This is a genomic window from Streptomyces sp. NPDC127084 (genome assembly GCF_042724175.1).
Classification (GTDB): Bacteria; Actinomycetota; Actinomycetes; order Streptomycetales; family Streptomycetaceae; genus Streptomyces.
This window is the reverse complement of sequence record NZ_JBHXFA010000015.1, coordinates 19,723-35,998: the sequence shown is the minus strand read 5'-3', so window position 1 is coordinate 35,998 and position 16,276 is coordinate 19,723. Positions and strand designations below refer to the sequence as shown.

General features: G+C 70.5%; 15 protein-coding genes and 1 pseudogene. 11 read left to right on the top strand and 5 right to left on the bottom strand.

Going from position 1 to position 16,276, the window contains the following annotated elements:
• Positions 1–23 precede the first annotated feature (23 nt).
• The 6 genes from ACFWI9_RS06000 (at position 24) to ACFWI9_RS05975 (ending at position 5,258) form a co-directional block, all read left to right on the top strand.
• The gene (locus tag ACFWI9_RS06000) at positions 24–1,274 is read left to right on the top strand and encodes a hypothetical protein (RefSeq protein ID WP_387159292.1); all 1,251 of its coding nucleotides are present in this window, start codon (positions 24–26) and stop codon (positions 1,272–1,274) included.
• Between the two features lie 84 nt (positions 1,275–1,358).
• Positions 1,359–1,748: a hypothetical protein gene (locus ACFWI9_RS05995; RefSeq protein ID WP_387159291.1), complete on the top strand. Its 390-nt coding sequence runs from the start codon at positions 1,359–1,361 to the stop codon at positions 1,746–1,748.
• Positions 1,748–3,031: a putative T7SS-secreted protein gene (locus ACFWI9_RS05990; protein WP_387159290.1), complete on the top strand. Its 1,284-nt coding sequence runs from the start codon at positions 1,748–1,750 to the stop codon at positions 3,029–3,031. The genes ACFWI9_RS05995 and ACFWI9_RS05990 overlap by 1 nt, the downstream gene beginning before the upstream one ends.
• Before the next feature lie 20 nt (positions 3,032–3,051).
• Complete coding sequence (locus ACFWI9_RS05985; protein ID WP_387159289.1) at positions 3,052–3,735, top strand: hypothetical protein; 684 nt, start codon at positions 3,052–3,054, stop codon at positions 3,733–3,735.
• A complete protein-coding gene (locus tag ACFWI9_RS05980) occupies positions 3,732–4,553 on the top strand; it encodes a hypothetical protein (protein ID WP_387159288.1) in 822 nt (273 codons plus the stop codon). Before ACFWI9_RS05985 ends, ACFWI9_RS05980 begins: the two co-directional genes overlap by 4 nt.
• 105 nt (positions 4,554–4,658) lie before the next feature.
• Positions 4,659–5,258, top strand: coding sequence for a hypothetical protein (locus tag ACFWI9_RS05975; protein WP_387159287.1), 600 nt, complete (start codon positions 4,659–4,661; stop codon positions 5,256–5,258).
• 293 nt (positions 5,259–5,551) lie between these two features.
• Here ACFWI9_RS05975 and ACFWI9_RS05970 read toward each other — a convergent pair whose 3' ends face one another.
• The gene (locus ACFWI9_RS05970) at positions 5,552–7,030 is read right to left on the bottom strand and encodes an amidase family protein (protein WP_387159286.1); all 1,479 of its coding nucleotides are present in this window, start codon (positions 7,028–7,030) and stop codon (positions 5,552–5,554) included.
• Between the two features lie 10 nt (positions 7,031–7,040).
• Positions 7,041–7,691: a hypothetical protein gene (locus tag ACFWI9_RS05965; RefSeq protein ID WP_387159285.1), complete on the bottom strand. Its 651-nt coding sequence runs from the start codon at positions 7,689–7,691 to the stop codon at positions 7,041–7,043.
• A 196-nt stretch (positions 7,692–7,887) separates the two neighbouring features.
• Between ACFWI9_RS05965 and ACFWI9_RS05960 the strand changes: the two genes are divergently transcribed.
• Entirely contained in the window at positions 7,888–9,573 is a 1,686-nt protein-coding gene (locus tag ACFWI9_RS05960; protein WP_387159284.1) for an N-acetylmuramoyl-L-alanine amidase, read from the top strand.
• Between the two features lie 38 nt (positions 9,574–9,611).
• On the opposite strand, the gene ACFWI9_RS05955 is transcribed toward ACFWI9_RS05960, so the two are convergent.
• The 3 genes from ACFWI9_RS05955 to ACFWI9_RS05945 form a co-directional block, all read right to left on the bottom strand.
• Positions 9,612–10,124 (bottom strand): hypothetical protein, encoded by a 513-nt coding sequence (locus ACFWI9_RS05955; protein ID WP_387159283.1) that lies wholly within the window; start codon positions 10,122–10,124, stop codon positions 9,612–9,614.
• Positions 10,125–10,240: 116 nt separating this feature from the next.
• The gene (locus tag ACFWI9_RS05950) at positions 10,241–10,933 is read right to left on the bottom strand and encodes a DUF4328 domain-containing protein (protein WP_387159282.1); all 693 of its coding nucleotides are present in this window, start codon (positions 10,931–10,933) and stop codon (positions 10,241–10,243) included.
• A 413-nt stretch (positions 10,934–11,346) separates the two neighbouring features.
• Positions 11,347–13,002 carry a glycoside hydrolase family 20 protein gene (locus ACFWI9_RS05945; RefSeq protein ID WP_387159281.1) on the bottom strand — a complete coding sequence of 552 codons (1,656 nt, stop codon included), beginning with the start codon at positions 13,000–13,002 and terminating at the stop codon, positions 11,347–11,349.
• Positions 13,003–13,253: 251 nt separating this feature from the next.
• Here ACFWI9_RS05945 and ACFWI9_RS05940 point away from each other — a divergent pair, with 251 nt between their 5' ends.
• The 4 genes and pseudogenes from ACFWI9_RS05940 to ACFWI9_RS05925 all read left to right on the top strand — a co-directional run.
• Entirely contained in the window at positions 13,254–13,925 is a 672-nt protein-coding gene (locus tag ACFWI9_RS05940; protein ID WP_387159323.1) for a 2-oxo-4-hydroxy-4-carboxy-5-ureidoimidazoline decarboxylase, read from the top strand.
• 155 nt (positions 13,926–14,080) lie between these two features.
• On the top strand, positions 14,081–14,461 hold the full coding sequence (sdhC, locus tag ACFWI9_RS05935) for a succinate dehydrogenase, cytochrome b556 subunit (RefSeq protein WP_387159280.1): 381 nt from the start codon (positions 14,081–14,083) through the stop codon (positions 14,459–14,461).
• An 8-nt stretch (positions 14,462–14,469) separates the two neighbouring features.
• On the top strand, positions 14,470–14,946 hold the full coding sequence (locus ACFWI9_RS05930) for a succinate dehydrogenase hydrophobic membrane anchor subunit (protein ID WP_387159279.1): 477 nt from the start codon (positions 14,470–14,472) through the stop codon (positions 14,944–14,946).
• 24 nt (positions 14,947–14,970) lie between these two features.
• Positions 14,971–16,212: pseudogene (locus tag ACFWI9_RS05925) on the top strand (FAD-binding protein); the annotation flags it as partial.
• Positions 16,213–16,276 lie beyond the last annotated feature (64 nt).

Below are 16,276 nucleotides of genomic sequence, written 5' to 3'. Positions count from 1 at the left end.
CGCGGCATCGGTACACGGCGGCCTTGCGGTGGACACGCCGCCTCATCGCCTGCGCCATCAGCCTGTGCGCCCTGCTGGGCATGGTGCGCCTGGTCGCACCCGCGACAGGCGGCGCGAGCGGCGAGCCTCACGGGGTCCAGCGCCAGTTGGCGTTCCTGCGGAGCGCTCTGGACGACGGGGCAGGTGACGAGGCGCAGCAGCTGTTTCCCGAGGGGTACTTCTTCCTGCACGCGCTGTACGGGCTGACCTGGGTCGAGCTGGGGATGCGGGCGCCGGAAGGCGACCGGGCCCGGACCGATGCACTGCGGGAGGCGCGCTGGTCCCTGGACCGGCTGGACTCGCACTCGGGCCGCGCCCCGTTCAGCGCGGACCTCGTCCCCTCGTACGGGGTCTTCTACCGCGGCTGGTGCAACTGGCTGCGCGGCGGCATGCTGAGCCTCCAGCCGGCCGCGCACCGCGACCCGGCCGAGGTGCGCCGCTTCACGGCCGACTCGGCGGCACTCGGCGCGGCCTTCGACGCCTCGCGGTCGTCCCCGTATCTGATGGCCTACCCCGGCCAGGCATGGCCGGTGGACTCCACGGTGGCGATGGCCTCGCTGCGGTTGCACGACAAACTGCTGCCGCCCCGCTTCACGGCCACGGCCACCCGCTGGCTCGACGGCGTACGGGACCGTCTCGATCCGCGCACCGGGATGATGCCGCACCGCGTGGAGTCCGCGACCGGCGCCCCGGCCGAGGTGGCCCGGGCCACCTCGCAGAGCATGATCCAGCGCTTCCTGGTCGACATCGACCCGGTCTTCGCCGAACAGCAGTACGCCCGCTTCCGCGACCGCTACGTCAGCAGGCCTCTCGGTCTGGCCCCGGCGGTCCGCGAATACCCCGACGGCACAGACGGCCCCGCCGACGTGGACTCCGGTCCCCTCCCGCTCGGCGTGAGCCTCTCCGCGTCCGTGGTCACGGCAGGCGCGGCCCAGGTCCACGGAGACGCACCGCTCGCCGAGGGCCTCACGAACCTCAGCGAACTGCTGGGCGCGCCGGTGGAGACCCCGTGGACCAAACGCTACGCCTTCGGCCTGGTGCCGATCGGCGACGCTTTCCTGGCCTGGTCGAAGACCGCACGCCCCTGGGTGTCGGACATCCCCGCGACACCACCCGCGCCGAGCCTCACATGGTGGTGGCGGCTCCCGCTGCTGATGCTGCTGCTCGCGGCGGGGGTGGCGCCATGGGTACCGGCGCTGGTGCGGCGCTACAGGGGGCGGCGTCGTGCTCCATGACGTCGGCACAACCGCTCGCTCCACGCTTCGCGCGCACTCGTATAATCAGCCGACTCTGCGAGGCGGAACAGCGGGTCAAGTGGTGTGTTCGACAGATCCCTTCCCTTCCCGCTTTGCCTGTTCGCTCCCGTCGCGGCGCAGGAAGGTGCATTCATGGGGGACGGTTTCAAGACCGATACGGACCAACTGGACCAGTTCGTCAGAACACTGAAGGACAGCGTCAAGAGTCTGGATGACGCGCGCAACGCGCTGTCGCACGTGCGCGCCGATGCCATCGGAACGCCACGACTGGATGAAGCCTGCGACAAGTTCCAGGACCAGTGGAAGTACGGCTCCGAGCAGATGGGCAAGCTGATCGACGGCATCAGCGAGGGAGTCAAGGCGAACAAGCTCAGCTACGAGGAGATGGAGAACAACCTCGAGCAGGCGCTCAAGAAGATGGCCGAGCAGGACACTTCAAACGGGGGCATGTGATGACGAATCCGTACCCGAACCTCGGCTGGAACCCCGTCCCCGGCATCCCCACAGAGGTTCAGGGCCTCAAGAAGAAGGTCGACCAGGCCGCCAAGGCGCTGCGCGACTCGCACCAGCAGATCACGCGCCTGCTCGGGCAGAGCAGCCACTGGGAGGGCGATGCGGCGTCGGCCTTCCGCGACGCGCTCGACGGCGAGCTGCCGGAGTACATGAAGAAGGCGGCCGAGTCGATCGAGAAGGCATCGGTCCAACTGGCCAAGTGGGACGGCGACCTGGCCTCCAACCGCGACCTGGCGAAGAAGTACGACGAAGACGCCAAGGAGAAGCAGGGCGCCGCCGACACCGCGCAGGGGAAGTACGACGAGGCCAGGAAGGACCCGGACCTCGGCTTGGCCGGCAAGACCTTCCCGAGCCAGGAAGAGGCCGACGCCGCGACTGCGCGTCTGCGGTCGGCCGAGGGCAGGCTGCGTCAGGCGGCGGCGGACGTGGAGAAGGCGAACCAGGCGTACAACGACGTCATCGCCAAGGCCAAGGCCCTCGAAGAGGAGCACAAGGCGGAGGCCGGCAAGGTCGCCGACCAGCTCGACGTCGCTGACGACGGGCTCGCCCCTGAGGAGCCCGGCTGGTTGAGTAAAACGCTCAGTGCGATCGGAGACGGCCTGAAGGCCGTCGGCCAGTTCCTGCTCGACCACGCCGGCACGATCGGCGCCATCGCCGGCCTGCTCGCCCTGTTCCCCACACCGCTCGCCCCGGTCTTCGCCGGTATCGCGGTGGTCGCCAGTGCCGCGGCTATGTCCAAGAACCTCGCCAGTGAGGACTTCCGGGACTCCCTCATGGGCGAACACGGCGGTATGGCCGCCTTCAGTGCGTGGGCGTCCATGGTGGGCGACACCATGGGCATGGTCCCGGGCGTCGGTGCGCTGGCCAGGGCCGGCGGCGAGGTCGGCATGCTCGCTGGATTGGCGAGGGAAGGCGGGGACGTGATGTCACTCGGCGCGAAGGCAACCGCCTTCGGGAGGGAGACCGTCGAGGCCTTCAACTTCAAGGCGCTCGACGTCGCCACCGACCCGAAGACGGGTCTGCTGCAGTACGGGATCAACGGCGCAAACGTGCTGGCCAACACGGTCTCCTCACTCGAGACGGCAGGCGTGGTCCCCGACACCGGGGCGGGTCACAACAGCGCCGAGGTCACCAAGGCGGGCGCCGCCGGCTTCAACGTCCCCGGCGGCATCAAGGACCTGCAGTACGGCCTCGGCGAACTGGTGACGGGAATTCGACTGTGAGCGCCCTCCGAGAGAGCCCCGTGACGAAGCTGCCTCCCGCGTTCTGGTACGAGATCCCGCAGGGCTACCTCCAGTTGGACGTCTACCCGGCGGCCGAGAGCCTGGACGACCTCGCGCGCCAGATCCTGGCGCTCCCGGAGAATGTCCGGGAGCGAGCCGACGAGGTGTTCCGGCTGTACTGCATCGTCATGTGGGAGATGCAGCAGCGCAGGGTGCAGGGCTGCGCGATGGGCATGCACCCCGACGACCGGGGCGGCGTGACCACCTCCATGCTCACACTGTTCAGCGTCGAGACACCGGGCGTCGACCCCAAGGCCGCACTCGTCACCCTCATGTCGTCCGGGGCCGCTGATGCGCCCGACGCCGGCATCGCGCCCGTCGAGCTGCCCTGCGGACTGGGGTTCCTCACCGAGAGCGTGCGGCACACGATGGCTCCCGGTCAGCCCGAGGACGGGGGAGACGAGCCCGAGAAGAAGCCCGTGTGGCAGGGCATGGTCGCCATCCCGGACGTGCGCTCGTCGACGATCATCGTCGTCCAGTTGGTCACGGCGTCGGTAGACCTGGCGGACGCCTACCGCAACGTGCTGCGGGGCGTGGCCAGTACGGTGAGCTTCACGAACCCCGCGCTCGTCGACAGTGCGGGCGGGACGGCCGAGCCGATCCCCCGCTCGGCCGCCGAGGCAGTAAGGAATGATTTCGGATGATCCGGGACGATCGCGAGCAGGCGGCCGCCACCGGCGCGCAGGCCGCTACGGCTCCAGCGGGCATCGTCCCTTCCGCACTGCGCCGCGTAGCGTTCTTCGGCTCGCTGTTCGCGGTCTTCTACGGGCTGGTGCTGTTCGTGCTGAACGACGACTGGTTCCTGCTGGCCATCCCCGGAATCATCGGCATGGCGACCCTCGGGGCTCTCACCGCCTCGGCGTTGCTGAGAAGCCGGCTGCCGCAGACCGTCCCCTACGCCATGGACGGTGCGGATCGCGAAAGCGCGGTGCAGTACTACCGGTCGGTGCTCCGCAAGCGCTACGCGCTGCTGCTGGCGCTCGTCGCCGTGGTGGTCGCGCTTTTCGTCTTGACGCGGAGCGACTATCTGATTCCCCTGGCGCCGCTGGCCGTCTTTCTGTTCCTCTTCGGCTCCTATGAGCTGTCTGACCAGATGGTCACGATCGGGAAGTGCTCCGGCGTGCTGAAGACGTACCCCTACACCTACCGGGCGCCCGTGAGGATTCTGAACCGCTCACGTGGCGGCAAGCAGGTCTTCAGGCTGGGGGATGGTGACGAGGAGTCCTCCAAGCTGCTCGGCAGGCAGCTTGGAGCCGAGACGAGGTGGGCCGATTCAGTCGCGGACGGGGTGTGGTTCGCGGGAGACGAGCTCTTCGGCGGCGTTCTCCTGGTACCTGGTTCCGGCGAGTTCGTCTGGGCACAGCCCGCCGATGAACCCGCGCTCCGGTACCAGCGTGAGTCGCTTTCTCCGGAGCGGAAGGAAACGGCGAAGCGGGCGGGTATCGGGCGGACCCTGAAGTAGCGCGAGCTACACCTCCGCACCCACTCCATCGGCCTGACACGACAACAGATCCAGCAAAGGGGCGCGGTAGACGCGATGTACCAGTCACAGGAGCCACCACCCACCATGGCGTTCGACCATCCGGAAACGCGAGCGACCTGGAAGCGCACCCGACGGAGGGTCATGGGCCGCTTCTGGCTCTGGACCCTCCTGTTCGTCGCCCTGTTCGCCCTCAGCACGGTGGTGACGGCGCAGACCGACTACGCCGGGCGCGGCGGCAACCAGGCCGGACCGGCCATCGGGGCTCTGGCCTTCCTGTGGTACCCCTTCGTGCTGTACACGTGCCTTGGCGCGCTTTCCCGCCTGAAGCAGGCGAGGAGCGCGCTGCAGGCCTTTCCCTGGCAACAGCTTCCCGCCGCGCGGAAGGCATCGGGGCCGGAAGCGAAGGGCGTGGCCGTGCACTTGGCTCTGGGCGCTGGTACGGACGGCGAGGTGCGGTGGTCACCCACCATGTGCGCCCGGGACCCGCGGCGTTGGAACCGATGGGACGACCGGCTTGAGCAGGGTGCCTGGTTCGCCGGCGATCCCACCAAGTGGGGTGTCCTCGCGCTGCCTGGCGGTGAGGGCATCATGACGGTTCAGCGCTCAACTGCGAATCACTCGACGGAACGCACGACCGCCAAGCAGGACCGGGAACGAGTCCTCGCGGCGGCGCCGCACATCTGACGCCGACCTCCTCCTTGCCTGCGGGTGAGTCCGAGTGGCAATTCGGGCTCACCCGCCGCTCACTCGGGCCCTGCGCTCACGCGACCGCGTGCTACCGCGTCGCTCGCGGCGCGGGTGGCGGCGACGGTAGTGCGGGGAGTCGCCCGCACCCCGACGGGGTCGCGCGCGTGATGTGCGGGGTCACCCCGCCCCACCCCGTGGGGCAGAGCGACCCCGGTCCCTGGACGTCCCCGGTCACGCGCCCGGCAGGGTGCGGGCGCGGGCGTCACTCCGGTCGCGCCCGCGCGGGCTGGTCACACCGGGTGGGCGCCGGGTAGGCGCCGGGCCAGCTCGGTGGCGGCGGCGGTCACCGTGCGGTCGGCCAGGTACGGGCCGATGAGCTGGACGGCCAGTGGCAGGCCGTCGGCGGTTCGGCCCGCCGGCATCACGACGGAGGGAAGGCCGACCAGGCCTGCCAGGTTCAGCCAGGCGGTCTGGTCGAAGTACGGGCGCTTCTCGCCGTCGACGGTGATGGACCGCCGCGGGACCGGTACGGACGTCTGATCGGCGACCGATCCGGCGGGGACGGCCGGTGTGACGAGAATGTCGTGGGTGGCGAAGTAGCCGGCCCATCGGACGCGCAACTGCTCGCGCTCCTCGTTGGCACGCAGCCAGTCCCGGTGTCGCATGGTGCGTGAGTGCAGGAACAGACCGCTGGGGTCGCCGACAGGGATCTGCTCGGCGGCGGCGATATCCGCGCCGAAACCGTCGTCCGCTGCGGTGGCGCTCGCGGTGGCGAACATCAGGCGCTGGAACAGCCGGTCGCTGTCGGCGAAGTCCACCGGCCGCGTGCCGTCGTCGACAGCGGCGCCAGCCGACCGCAGGAGTTCGGCGACCTGGTCCAGGAGCGCGCGGGTGTCCTTGTCGACGTGGCAGTACGGGTCGTCCCGCCACAGTCCGAAGCGGTAGCCCGCCATCCGGTCGTGCCGCGGCGCCGGGAGGTCGATACGCCAGGCGGCTTCGGCCGGGGCAGGGGCGGCCAGCACGTCCAGCAGGAGGTCGAGGTCCTCGGCGTTACGGGCCAGCGGGCCGATGGTGAGCATATCGGAGCTGGTGAGCCAGCCTGGGGGCCTCGGGATATGGCCGCGAGTGGGGACGATGCCGATGCTGGGGCGCAGCGCGTACACCCCGCAGTACGCGGCCGGGAGACGTAGCGAGCCCGCGAGGTCGGAGCCGAGTTCGACGCTGGTCATGCCGGTGGCGACGGCGACCGCCGGGCCGCCGGACGAGCCGCCCGGGGTCTTCGTCTCGTCGTACGGGTTCTCGGTCGAACCGAAGAGCGGGTTGGCGGTCTGGAGGTCCTGGCACATCACCGGGACGTTGGTCTTGCCGACGATGACGGCGCCGGCGGCGCGCAGGCGTGCTACGGAGTCCGCGTCCCGGTCGGGGACATGGGCGCTGAGCTCGGGGGAACCGCAGGCGGTACGCAGGTCCTTGGTCTCCAGGGCGTCCTTGACCGTGAGGGGCAGACCGTGGAGCGCGCCGAGCGGCTTGCCGGTCCTCGCCAGATGGCGGTCTGCGGCGTCGGCCGCCGCGCGTGCGGCATCGGCGTCCAGGGTGACGACGGCGTTGAGCGCGGGGTTGGTCGCGTCGATGTGGCGCAGGTACTGCTCCAGCAGGGCGCGACTGGTGATCGTCCGCCGTCGCAGCGCGGCGAGTTGTTCGTGAGCCGGTGCCAGGTGCAGGCTCGGTTGCGGTTGCGGTTGCGCGTCCGGTAGCGGTTGCGGTTGCACGTCAGGCTCGTCACTCGGGCACATCGCCGTACCACCGCCACTTCTCCAGCCTTCCTTGGCCCGGCAGTTCGCCGCGCCCTGTCGCCCACAGCAGGGTGGCCCAGCGGTCGGTGCCCATCGGCGCGCCGGGGAAGAGGCGGGCGAGAACGCGGTCGCACAGACCGGACGGCGGGTTCCACGCGAGTCCGAGGCCCTCGGCGATGTCATGGGTGTGGACCAGGGTCTCGACCACGCCCATCGCCGCGAAGCCCTCAGGGTCGGACACCCCGTAGCCGTGGTACGCGCGCACACCGGCCGGCGCCGTCCGCACCATCGCGGTGAGCATCGCGCCACAGGCCTCAAGCACCATCAGCAGCCCGGCCGGGCCATGGGCGCGGTCGGCGAAGGTCACGTTCGCCGGTCCGTCCGCTCGGCGTGCCACCCAGTCGAAGGGCACCTCACCGTCCAGCGGTGGTTCCTCGGGGCCCAGTTGCGCAGCGTATGCGAACAGGTCGTCGGCGAGGTGCTCGACCGTCTCCCAGCAGCTCCACTCCAGCGTCCCGGCCTTCGTCTCCCAGTCGGCACCGAGGCCCGCCCGCAGAGCCGTGAGCGCGAGCCGCACGGTGTGCCGGACGTCGTCCGCGGTAACCCGCACACGAGTCGGCGCATGATCATCAGTCATACCGGTGACCGTACCAACGGCCCACCGTCCGCCCAGCGGGTAACCGCGGGCAGCCGCGTCCCCGGACCCGCCACCCGAACAGCCGTCGGGAAGTACGCCGACGGCCCGTCACTCACCTCCTCATTTCGGGCGATCAACGCTTGGTCCGGGCCGGTCTGCACCGTTTGACGTGATGTGCTCCGTAAGCTCGCGCGCCATGACCAGCCGTGCCCAGAAGCGTTCACACCGCACCGCCCTCGCCGCCGTCGCCGTTGCCGTGGGGATGTCTCTCGTGGGGCCCGCGACGTACGCCGCGCCCGTTTCCCCGCCCGCACACGAACCCGCGCCCTCCCCCTCTCCCGGGGCACGGGCGGCCGGTGACGTCCGCAGTGTGCGCGTACCGGTCGGTGAGGATCCGGCGCTGCGGACGCTGCCCGCCCGCACTACCGAGCCGTTCAGCCTGCTCGGTCTGACCTGGGACGACCCCGGGGCGGCACTGGACGGCACGGTCGAGGTGCGTACCCGGGACAGCCGTACGGGTGCCTGGTCCGCCTGGCAGACGCTCGAAGCCGGCCTCCGGGCTCCGGAGCCCGGTCCTGAGCGGGCGGGCGCGGCGCTGCGCGGCGGGACCGCGCCGCTGTGGACCGGGCCCGCCGACGGCGTACAACTGCGGGCGCGGGGGGACGCACTGCCGCACGGACTGCGGCTGGAGCTGGTCGACCCCGGCCCGGAGGACGGGGGCCGGGCCGCCGCCGGACCGCCGCCCTCCGCTCCGCCGCCGACCGCCGGGTCACGGGATGCCCGTGTCCAGGCCGCGGTCCCGAGGCCCGCCGTCGTCAGCCGCTCCGGCTGGGGCGCCGACGAGTCGCTCGTCAAGGAGCCGCCGAAGTACAACACCACCACCAAGGCGGTCTTCGTCCACCACACGGCGGGGACGAACAACTACACCTGCGCCCAGTCGCCCTCGATCATCCGCGCCATCTTCCGCTACCACGTGGTGGGCCAGGGCTGGAACGACATCGGCTACCACTTCCTCGTGGACAAGTGCGGCAAGGTCTTCGAGGGCCGGGCGGGCGGTATCGACCGGCCCGTCCAGGGCGCGCACACCCTCGGCCTCAACGTCGACACGAGCGGTGTCTCGGTGCTCGGCGACTACATGACGGCCACCACCAGCACGGCGGCGCGCAGGGCGGTCGCCTGGGTCGCCGCCTGGAAGCTCGGGCTCTACAAGCAGGACCCCTCGGGAAGCGTCACCCTCACCGTGTCCACGGACAACGGCAAGTACCGGGCGGGGCAGCGGGTCAGCCTGCGCCGCATCTCCGGTCACCGCGACGGCTCCGCGACCGACTGCCCCGGTGACAAGCTGTACGCCAATCTGCCCGAGATCCGGGCACTGGCCACGGCCATGGCGGCTGGCCTCACTCCGCAGCCCCTCACCGGCCTCTCCGGCATCCAGGTCACGACCGGGGACTTCAACGGGGACGGCTACGAGGACGCCGCGCTGTCCTTCCGCACACCGCTGGGCGACATCCCCCTCTTCATCCTGAACGGCACGGAGAGCGGGTACGACACCGCGTTTCCCGCGACGCTGTTCGGCGCGGGCGGACAGGCCCTCGCCGCCGGTGATCTGAACGGTGACGGATACGCCGACCTGGCCGCGCTCACCGGCCGGGGTATCGCCACCTTCCACGGCTCGGCCACCGGGCTGACCACCACCGGCGCAACGGTGCTCGACGGCCGGTGGGCCGCCGCGGCGGCAACGACGGGGACGGCGATGGCGTTCGCCGCGCGGGACACCGACGGCGACGGTTACGCCGAACTGCTCGCCAACGGGGTGGTCGTGGCGAAGGGCGGAACGGGCGGGGCCGTCGCCCTCGCCGCCGCGAAGGTCCCCGCGAGCTGAGAGCCGCTCAGGTCGGACCCTGCCTGGCCGGACACGGCCTATGCCTGCGCCGCCCTCGCCCTGCGGGAGAGGGCGGCACGCAGCACACGCTGCCCCTCCACCGAGAGGTCAAGCGCCCTGCGCAGCCCGGCGCCGCCCGGGATGGCCGACAGCGCTTCCAGGATCTGCACCTGCCGGCGCTGCTCCCCCGTGGCGAGCGGCCCTTCGGCGCCGCGCGACGGGTCGAGCTCCTGGTGGAGTTCCAGCGCGAGCGCCGAGCAGGCCGTGGCCCATTCGCAGAGCCGCGCGGTGGACCATTCGGAAGGGGCCTCCCGGATCATCCTGCGCACCGGAGCCGCGGCCTCACCGAGCGCGGAGGTGTCGTCCAGCACCGCCCTGGTGTCCTGGAGCCGCCCGGCCCAGCCGTCCTCGCCGTCCGCGATGCCCGCCCAGAGGGGGCGCAGCACGTCGGTCTCCTCTGCGAGGAGGGGCAGACAGCGGTCAAGGCAGGCCACACCACTGGCGGCCAGGCTCCTCTCATCCGCTCCTGCGATCAGTTCCACCAGGCTCATCGACGCCTCCCGAACGATGCGGACGCTGCGTGCTCCCCGTAGTCCCCGCATCATTCTGCGTCGCGTGGCGTGAAATCGTCACCCCGTCGGCCGAAAAGTGTCGAACTCGCGGAGATTCAGACCTGCTGCTGAGACTGGGGCACCGCCACGCTCGGCACGCTTCCGCTGAGCTTCCGGGCCTGCATGACCGTCAGCCTGCGGACGACGGCGATCGCCAGCAGCGCGGCCACGATCTCCAGCAGGTTGCCGACCATCAGCGCGGCCGCGGCGCCGCTGATCGCGTCGGGTGTGTCCGCCCGGTCGTACGAGCTGGCCGCGCCCCGGCCGGCCAGCGACGAGATCAGCCACAGCGCCCACCACATGTTGAGGAGGGCGTGCGACGACCCCTTCTTGGGCTGCCCGTAGTCGGGCAGCGAGGCGTCCCAGATGTCTCCGGCCACCGAGCGCGGAATCCAGAGGTTGCCGATCGGGATGATCCAGCCGCCGATCGCCCAGCCGGAGCCGCGGCGTTGCAGGTCGGGGCGCAGCACCCCGGCGTTGACGCGCGCCCGGTGGAACCAGCTGATGAAGAAGACGGCCGTCGTGACCAGGGCAACCGCGTAGACCGTCGAGGTCCCGGCCATGAACAGGTCGCCGCTGGCCAGTTCGTCCTCGGTGTGTGCGCCCACGTCCTCCATGAGCCCGCGGATGTGCGCGGCTGCCGCGATCCACGCCAGGTCGATCAGCGCCATGACCGCGAGCAGGGTGATGACGACATACGAGAGCACGACGGGCGGGCGGGGCAGCGGCCCGGGTGCGTGCACGGGCACGGGTGCCGGGGCGAGAGTCGCGACAGGGCCCGGAGCCGGGTTCTGGGCCGGAGCGGTCGGCGTCCCCGCGACGGACTCGGGTGCCGAAGCGGGCTCGGACGCGGACGCGGGTGCCGACCCCGACGCGGGTTCCGGTGCGGGTGCCGACCCCGACGCGGGTTCCGGTGCGGATGCGGGCTCGGGCGCCGACGCGGACGCCTGTGCCGCGGCGCAGTCTTCGCAGAGCCCTTCGGTCGTCGCCGCTGGATGCGTGGTGCAGTTGGAGCAGTGCACGGCTGAGATTTCCCCCCTGTGGTGGTACGAAATGCTTCGGCGCCTTCTCCCCAAAGGCACCGCTGCGGCCTGGTCGGAACCGCCAGCGGACCCTATGTGCCCCGGCCGTACGCCGTCCAGCGCGATACGAGGGCCGTCGGCTACCCCAGCCGGTTCGCCAGCGCGCCGAACGCCGCCCAGTCCAAAGGCGGCTTACCGGGCGTCCAGAGCTTCTGGGACACCGCCCGCAGCGGCATCCTGATCCCCGCCGCGACCTGCCCCTCGGTCTGGGCATCGGCCAGGTCGCTCCAGACGGCCAGGCGTCCGCCCAGTATCTGGTCCGAGTAGCGGGCCGGGACCGCCGCGCTGCCGCGCAGGACGAGCGGGGTCCACTGCTCGTAGATGCGGCGGCCGGTCGGATAGGTGAAGTCGTTGGGCTCGCCGAGCACGTAGTAGAGGTACTCGTCGTTGAGGTTCACCACCTTGCGGCCCTCGGCCAGGTACTCCTGCGGCGGCCGGGCCCCTGTCTCCTTGCCGGTCCAGTACTCGACCTCGATGTTCTTGGCGGGGCTGATCACGCCTCCGCTGAAGAACCCGTCGTTCCACGCCTTGGGCTGCTTGCCCGCCGCTCGCACGACCGCGGCCCGGTCGTTCAGCCAGCCGGTGGCCAGGTCCTTCACCCCGGCGTTCGGCCCGTACGCGCGCACCGCCGCCTGGGCGAGCTGCGGGTAGGAGGCCGCCGGATCGCGCACGGTCAGCGCCTGGTACTCGTCGGCGCCGACATGGAACCAGCCGGCCGGGAAGAGGCCCGCGTACTCGCGCAGCAGTTCGTCCACGAGCTTCGCGGCGCCGGGCTTGGATATGTCGATCGCGCCCTGCCGCGGCACGCCCTGGACGTTGAGCAGCCTCAGGTCCGGATGGGCGCGCAGCACGGCGCCCAGATGTCCGGGGGAGTCGATCTCGGGGACGACGTTGATGTGCAGACTGCTGGCGAGGGCGATGATCCGGCGCACCTCGGCCTTGCTGAGGTGCTGTGCGGAGACCACCTCGGGATGGGTGTCGGAGGCTATCCGGAACCCCTGGTCGTCGGAGAAGTGCAGGCCAAGCGTGTTCAGCTTGAGGTCGGCCATCTCACGCAGCCGCGCCTCTATCCAGGCCGCGCTGTAGTACTTGCGCGCGATGTCCACGTTCAGCCCGCGCTGCGGGCGGTCGGGCCGGTCGCGTATGACGCCCTCGGGCATGGTGCCGCCCGAGCGCAGCGCCTGCTTGAGGGTGCGCGTGCCGTAGAAGACGCCCGCCTCGTCGGGGCCGCTGATCCGGACACGGTCGCCGCGGGTGGTGAGGGTGTACGACTCGGGGGCGCCGGAGCCCGCGGCGCCGAGCGCCAGTTCCACATCACCCGCCCGGACCTGGCCGCCGTTGCGTACACCGGTCTTCAGCTCCCTGGCCAGCAGCCGCGCCTCGTCGGCGAGTGCCTCGCTGCCCTTGGCGACCACGATCGCGCTGCCGCGGATCGGGCGCCAGCCCGGACCGCGGGCCGGCTCATGCGTGCGGACCGAGGGGATGGTGCGGGGGGCGGTGGAGAGCGGATAACTCTTCGTGGGTGTCGGAGTGGGGCTGGGGGTGGTGCCCTCTCCGGCGGCGTCGGCCGGGCCCGGTGGGTGCCGCCCTTCGCTCCGCGCCCCTGCCGGGGTCTCGCCGGACGCCCCGGACGCTCCCGGGGAACAGGACACCACTGCCGTCAGGGCCGTCAGGGCAGCCGTCGCCGCGGCTATCGAGCCCGCGAGCGGCCGTCCGCCCTTGGACTGCCAGATCATCCGATCAGCCTCCTCATCCCGAAGAAGTATGACCAATCAAGATGAATCAGGCGAAGCCGGGCACATTCGTCTACAATGCGCCGTGAAACTCTCTCGTCCGGGTGAAGTTCATGCAACATCCGGACGGTTTCAACTTCAGGATCGATAGCGTCAAGACCCATGCGCCCCACCGTCCGCAGGCGTCCGACACGCCCGGACACAGCGGCTGGAGCAGGCTGGGGAGCAAGCCACGGAGCCGAGGAGCACACACGCTGTCCAGGTCCAGCGAATCGCACAGCGGCCTCCCGCGGGTCCCGGCCCCCGCCGGACCGTCGCGTGGCTCGGCGGGCACCCCTTCCCGCTCCCGCCTGCCCGGACTGGAGCGCTTCAACACCGCATCCGCCGGCTCCGCCGAGGCGACCCTGCTCGGCTGCTGCGGCAGCCGCCGCTGGAGCCGCCGTATCGCCGCCCACCGGCCCTACCCCGATCTGCACGCCCTGCTCGCCGCCGCCGACGAGGCCGGCTACGACCTCTCGGGCACCGATCTGCACGAAGCCCTCGCCGGCGAGACCTCCGTCCTGCCGCCGGACGCGCCGCCCGCGGCCCGTATGGCGCTGGACGCCGCACACACCGCCTACCTGGACAGATTCGGCCATGCCTTCGTGATCTGCCTGGAGGGATACCGCCCCGACGAGCAGCTCGACCAGACGCTGGCAGCGATCCGCTCACGACTCGGCAACGATCCGGACGACGAGCGTGTGATCGCCGCCGACGAACTGCGCCGGCTCACCCGCTTCCGGCTCAGCCGGGCGATGGCCACCGCGACCGCCGCCGCGACCGTGACCGCCACGGCGACCGCCGCCCCCACCGTGCCCGTACAGAGCCGTCAGGGCCATTCCGGTTGTCCGGAGGGCCGTTCCGATAGCCCGTCCGTGCCTGTTTGATCACACAACACGACCCCGCGCGAGGGAACCGACAACTCGTCGCTACCATGGCCGGGGCCGGTGGACCGTACCCGGCCGGGCCAGACCGACAGAGCTGTCACCTTTGGGAGAACGCTGGCGGCCGGCTCCAATCCCCGCTCCCGGAGGGTTTTTCCGTGCCGGCTGGAACGCTGTACCGCGGCCGGGAAGGTATGTGGTCCTGGGTGGCTCACCGAGTCACCGGCGTCCTCATCTTCTTCTTCCTGTTCGTACACGTGCTGGACACCGCGCTCGTCCGCGTCTCACCCGAGGCCTACGACGAGGTCGTTGCGACGTACAAGACACCGCTCGTCGCGCTGCTGGAGTACGGCCTTGTGGCCGCCATCCTCTTCCACGCGCTCAACGGCCTTCGCGTCATCGCCGTCGATTTCTGGTCAAAGGGCCCGCGCTACCAGAAGCAGATGCTCTGGACCGCCATGGGCATCTGGGTCGTGCTGATGGCCTTCGCCATCTACCCGGTCCTCGGCCATGCCGCACGTGAACTGTTCGGGAGCTGACGCCAGACATGTCCGCTGAGACCCCTTCCGCGATCGGGGACGTCGAGGGCGCCGCCCTCTACGACGCCGAGTACCCCGCCCCTGTCATCGAGGCGCCGCGCAAGCGCACCTCCAAGACCGCGAGGACCACCCGCGGCAACTTCGAGATGGCCGCATGGCTCTTCATGCGCCTGTCCGGTGTCGTGCTCGTCGTCCTCGTCATCGGCCACCTGCTGATCCAGCTCGTGCTGGACGGCGGCGTCTCCAAGATCGGTTTCGCCTTCGTGGCCGGCCGCTGGGCGTCCCCGTTCTGGCAGGTCTGGGACCTGCTGATGCTGTGGCTGGCCATGCTGCACGGCGCCAACGGCCTGCGTACCGTCATCAACGACTACGCGGAGCGGGCGAACACGCGCCTGTGGCTCAAGGGCCTGCTGTACACCGCCACGGTGTTCACCATTCTTCTGGGCACGCTGGTGATCTTCACCTTCGACCCGAACATCCGCTAGGCACGGGGCTGAGGCGAAACACTGATGAAGATCCATAAGTACGACACCGTCATCGTCGGCGCCGGCGGCGCCGGCATGCGCGCCGCCATCGAGGCGACGAAGCGCAGCCGCACCGCCGTGCTGACGAAGCTCTACCCCACCCGCTCCCACACGGGTGCCGCGCAGGGCGGCATGGCCGCCGCGCTGGCCAACGTGGAGGAGGACAACTGGGAGTGGCACACCTTCGACACGGTCAAGGGCGGTGACTACCTGGTCGACCAGGACGCCGCCGAGATCCTGGCGAAGGAGGCCATCGACGCCGTCCTCGACCTGGAGAAGATGGGTCTGCCGTTCAACCGGACCCCGGACGGCACCATCGACCAGCGCCGCTTCGGCGGCCACTCCCGCAACCACGGTGAGGCCCCGGTGCGCCGGTCCTGCTACGCCGCGGACCGCACCGGTCACATGATCCTCCAGACGCTGTACCAGAACTGCGTCAAGGAGGGCGTGGAGTTCTTCAACGAGTTCTACGTCCTGGACCAGCTCATCACCGAGGTCGACGGGGTCAGGAAGTCAGCCGGTGTCGTCGCGTACGAGCTGGCCACCGGCGAGATCCACGTCTTCCAGGCGAAGGCCGTCATCTACGCGTCCGGCGGCACCGGCAAGTTCTTCAAGGTGACCTCCAACGCGCACACCCTGACCGGTGACGGCCAGGCCGCCTGCTACCGGCGCGGTCTGCCGTTGGAGGACATGGAGTTCTTCCAGTTCCACCCGACGGGCATCTGGCGCATGGGCATCCTGCTGACGGAGGGCGCCCGCGGTGAGGGCGGCATCCTCCGCAACAAGGACGGCGAGCGCTTCATGGAGAAGTACGCGCCCGTCATGAAGGACCTGGCCTCGCGTGACGTCGTCTCGCGCTCCATCTACACGGAGATCCGCGAGGGCCGCGGCTGCGGTCCCGAGGGCGACCACGTCTTCCTGGACCTCACCCACCTGCCGCCGGAGCAGCTCGACGCCAAGCTCCCGGACATCACCGAGTTCGCGCGTACGTACCTCGGTATCGAGCCCTACACGGACCCGATCCCGATCCAGCCGACCGCGCACTACGCGATGGGCGGCATCCCGACCAACGTCGAGGGTGAGGTCCTCAGCGACAACACCACCGTCGTCCCGGGTCTGTACGCCGCGGGTGAGGTCGCCTGCGTGTCGGTGCACGGCGCCAACCGCCTGGGCACCAACTCGCTGCTCGACATCAACGTCTTCGGGCGCCGCGCCGGTATCGCCGCCCCCCACTAAAACGCCAACGCGGACAAAATATAGCATACGGAAAACACCCCCACCCACCAAGCGG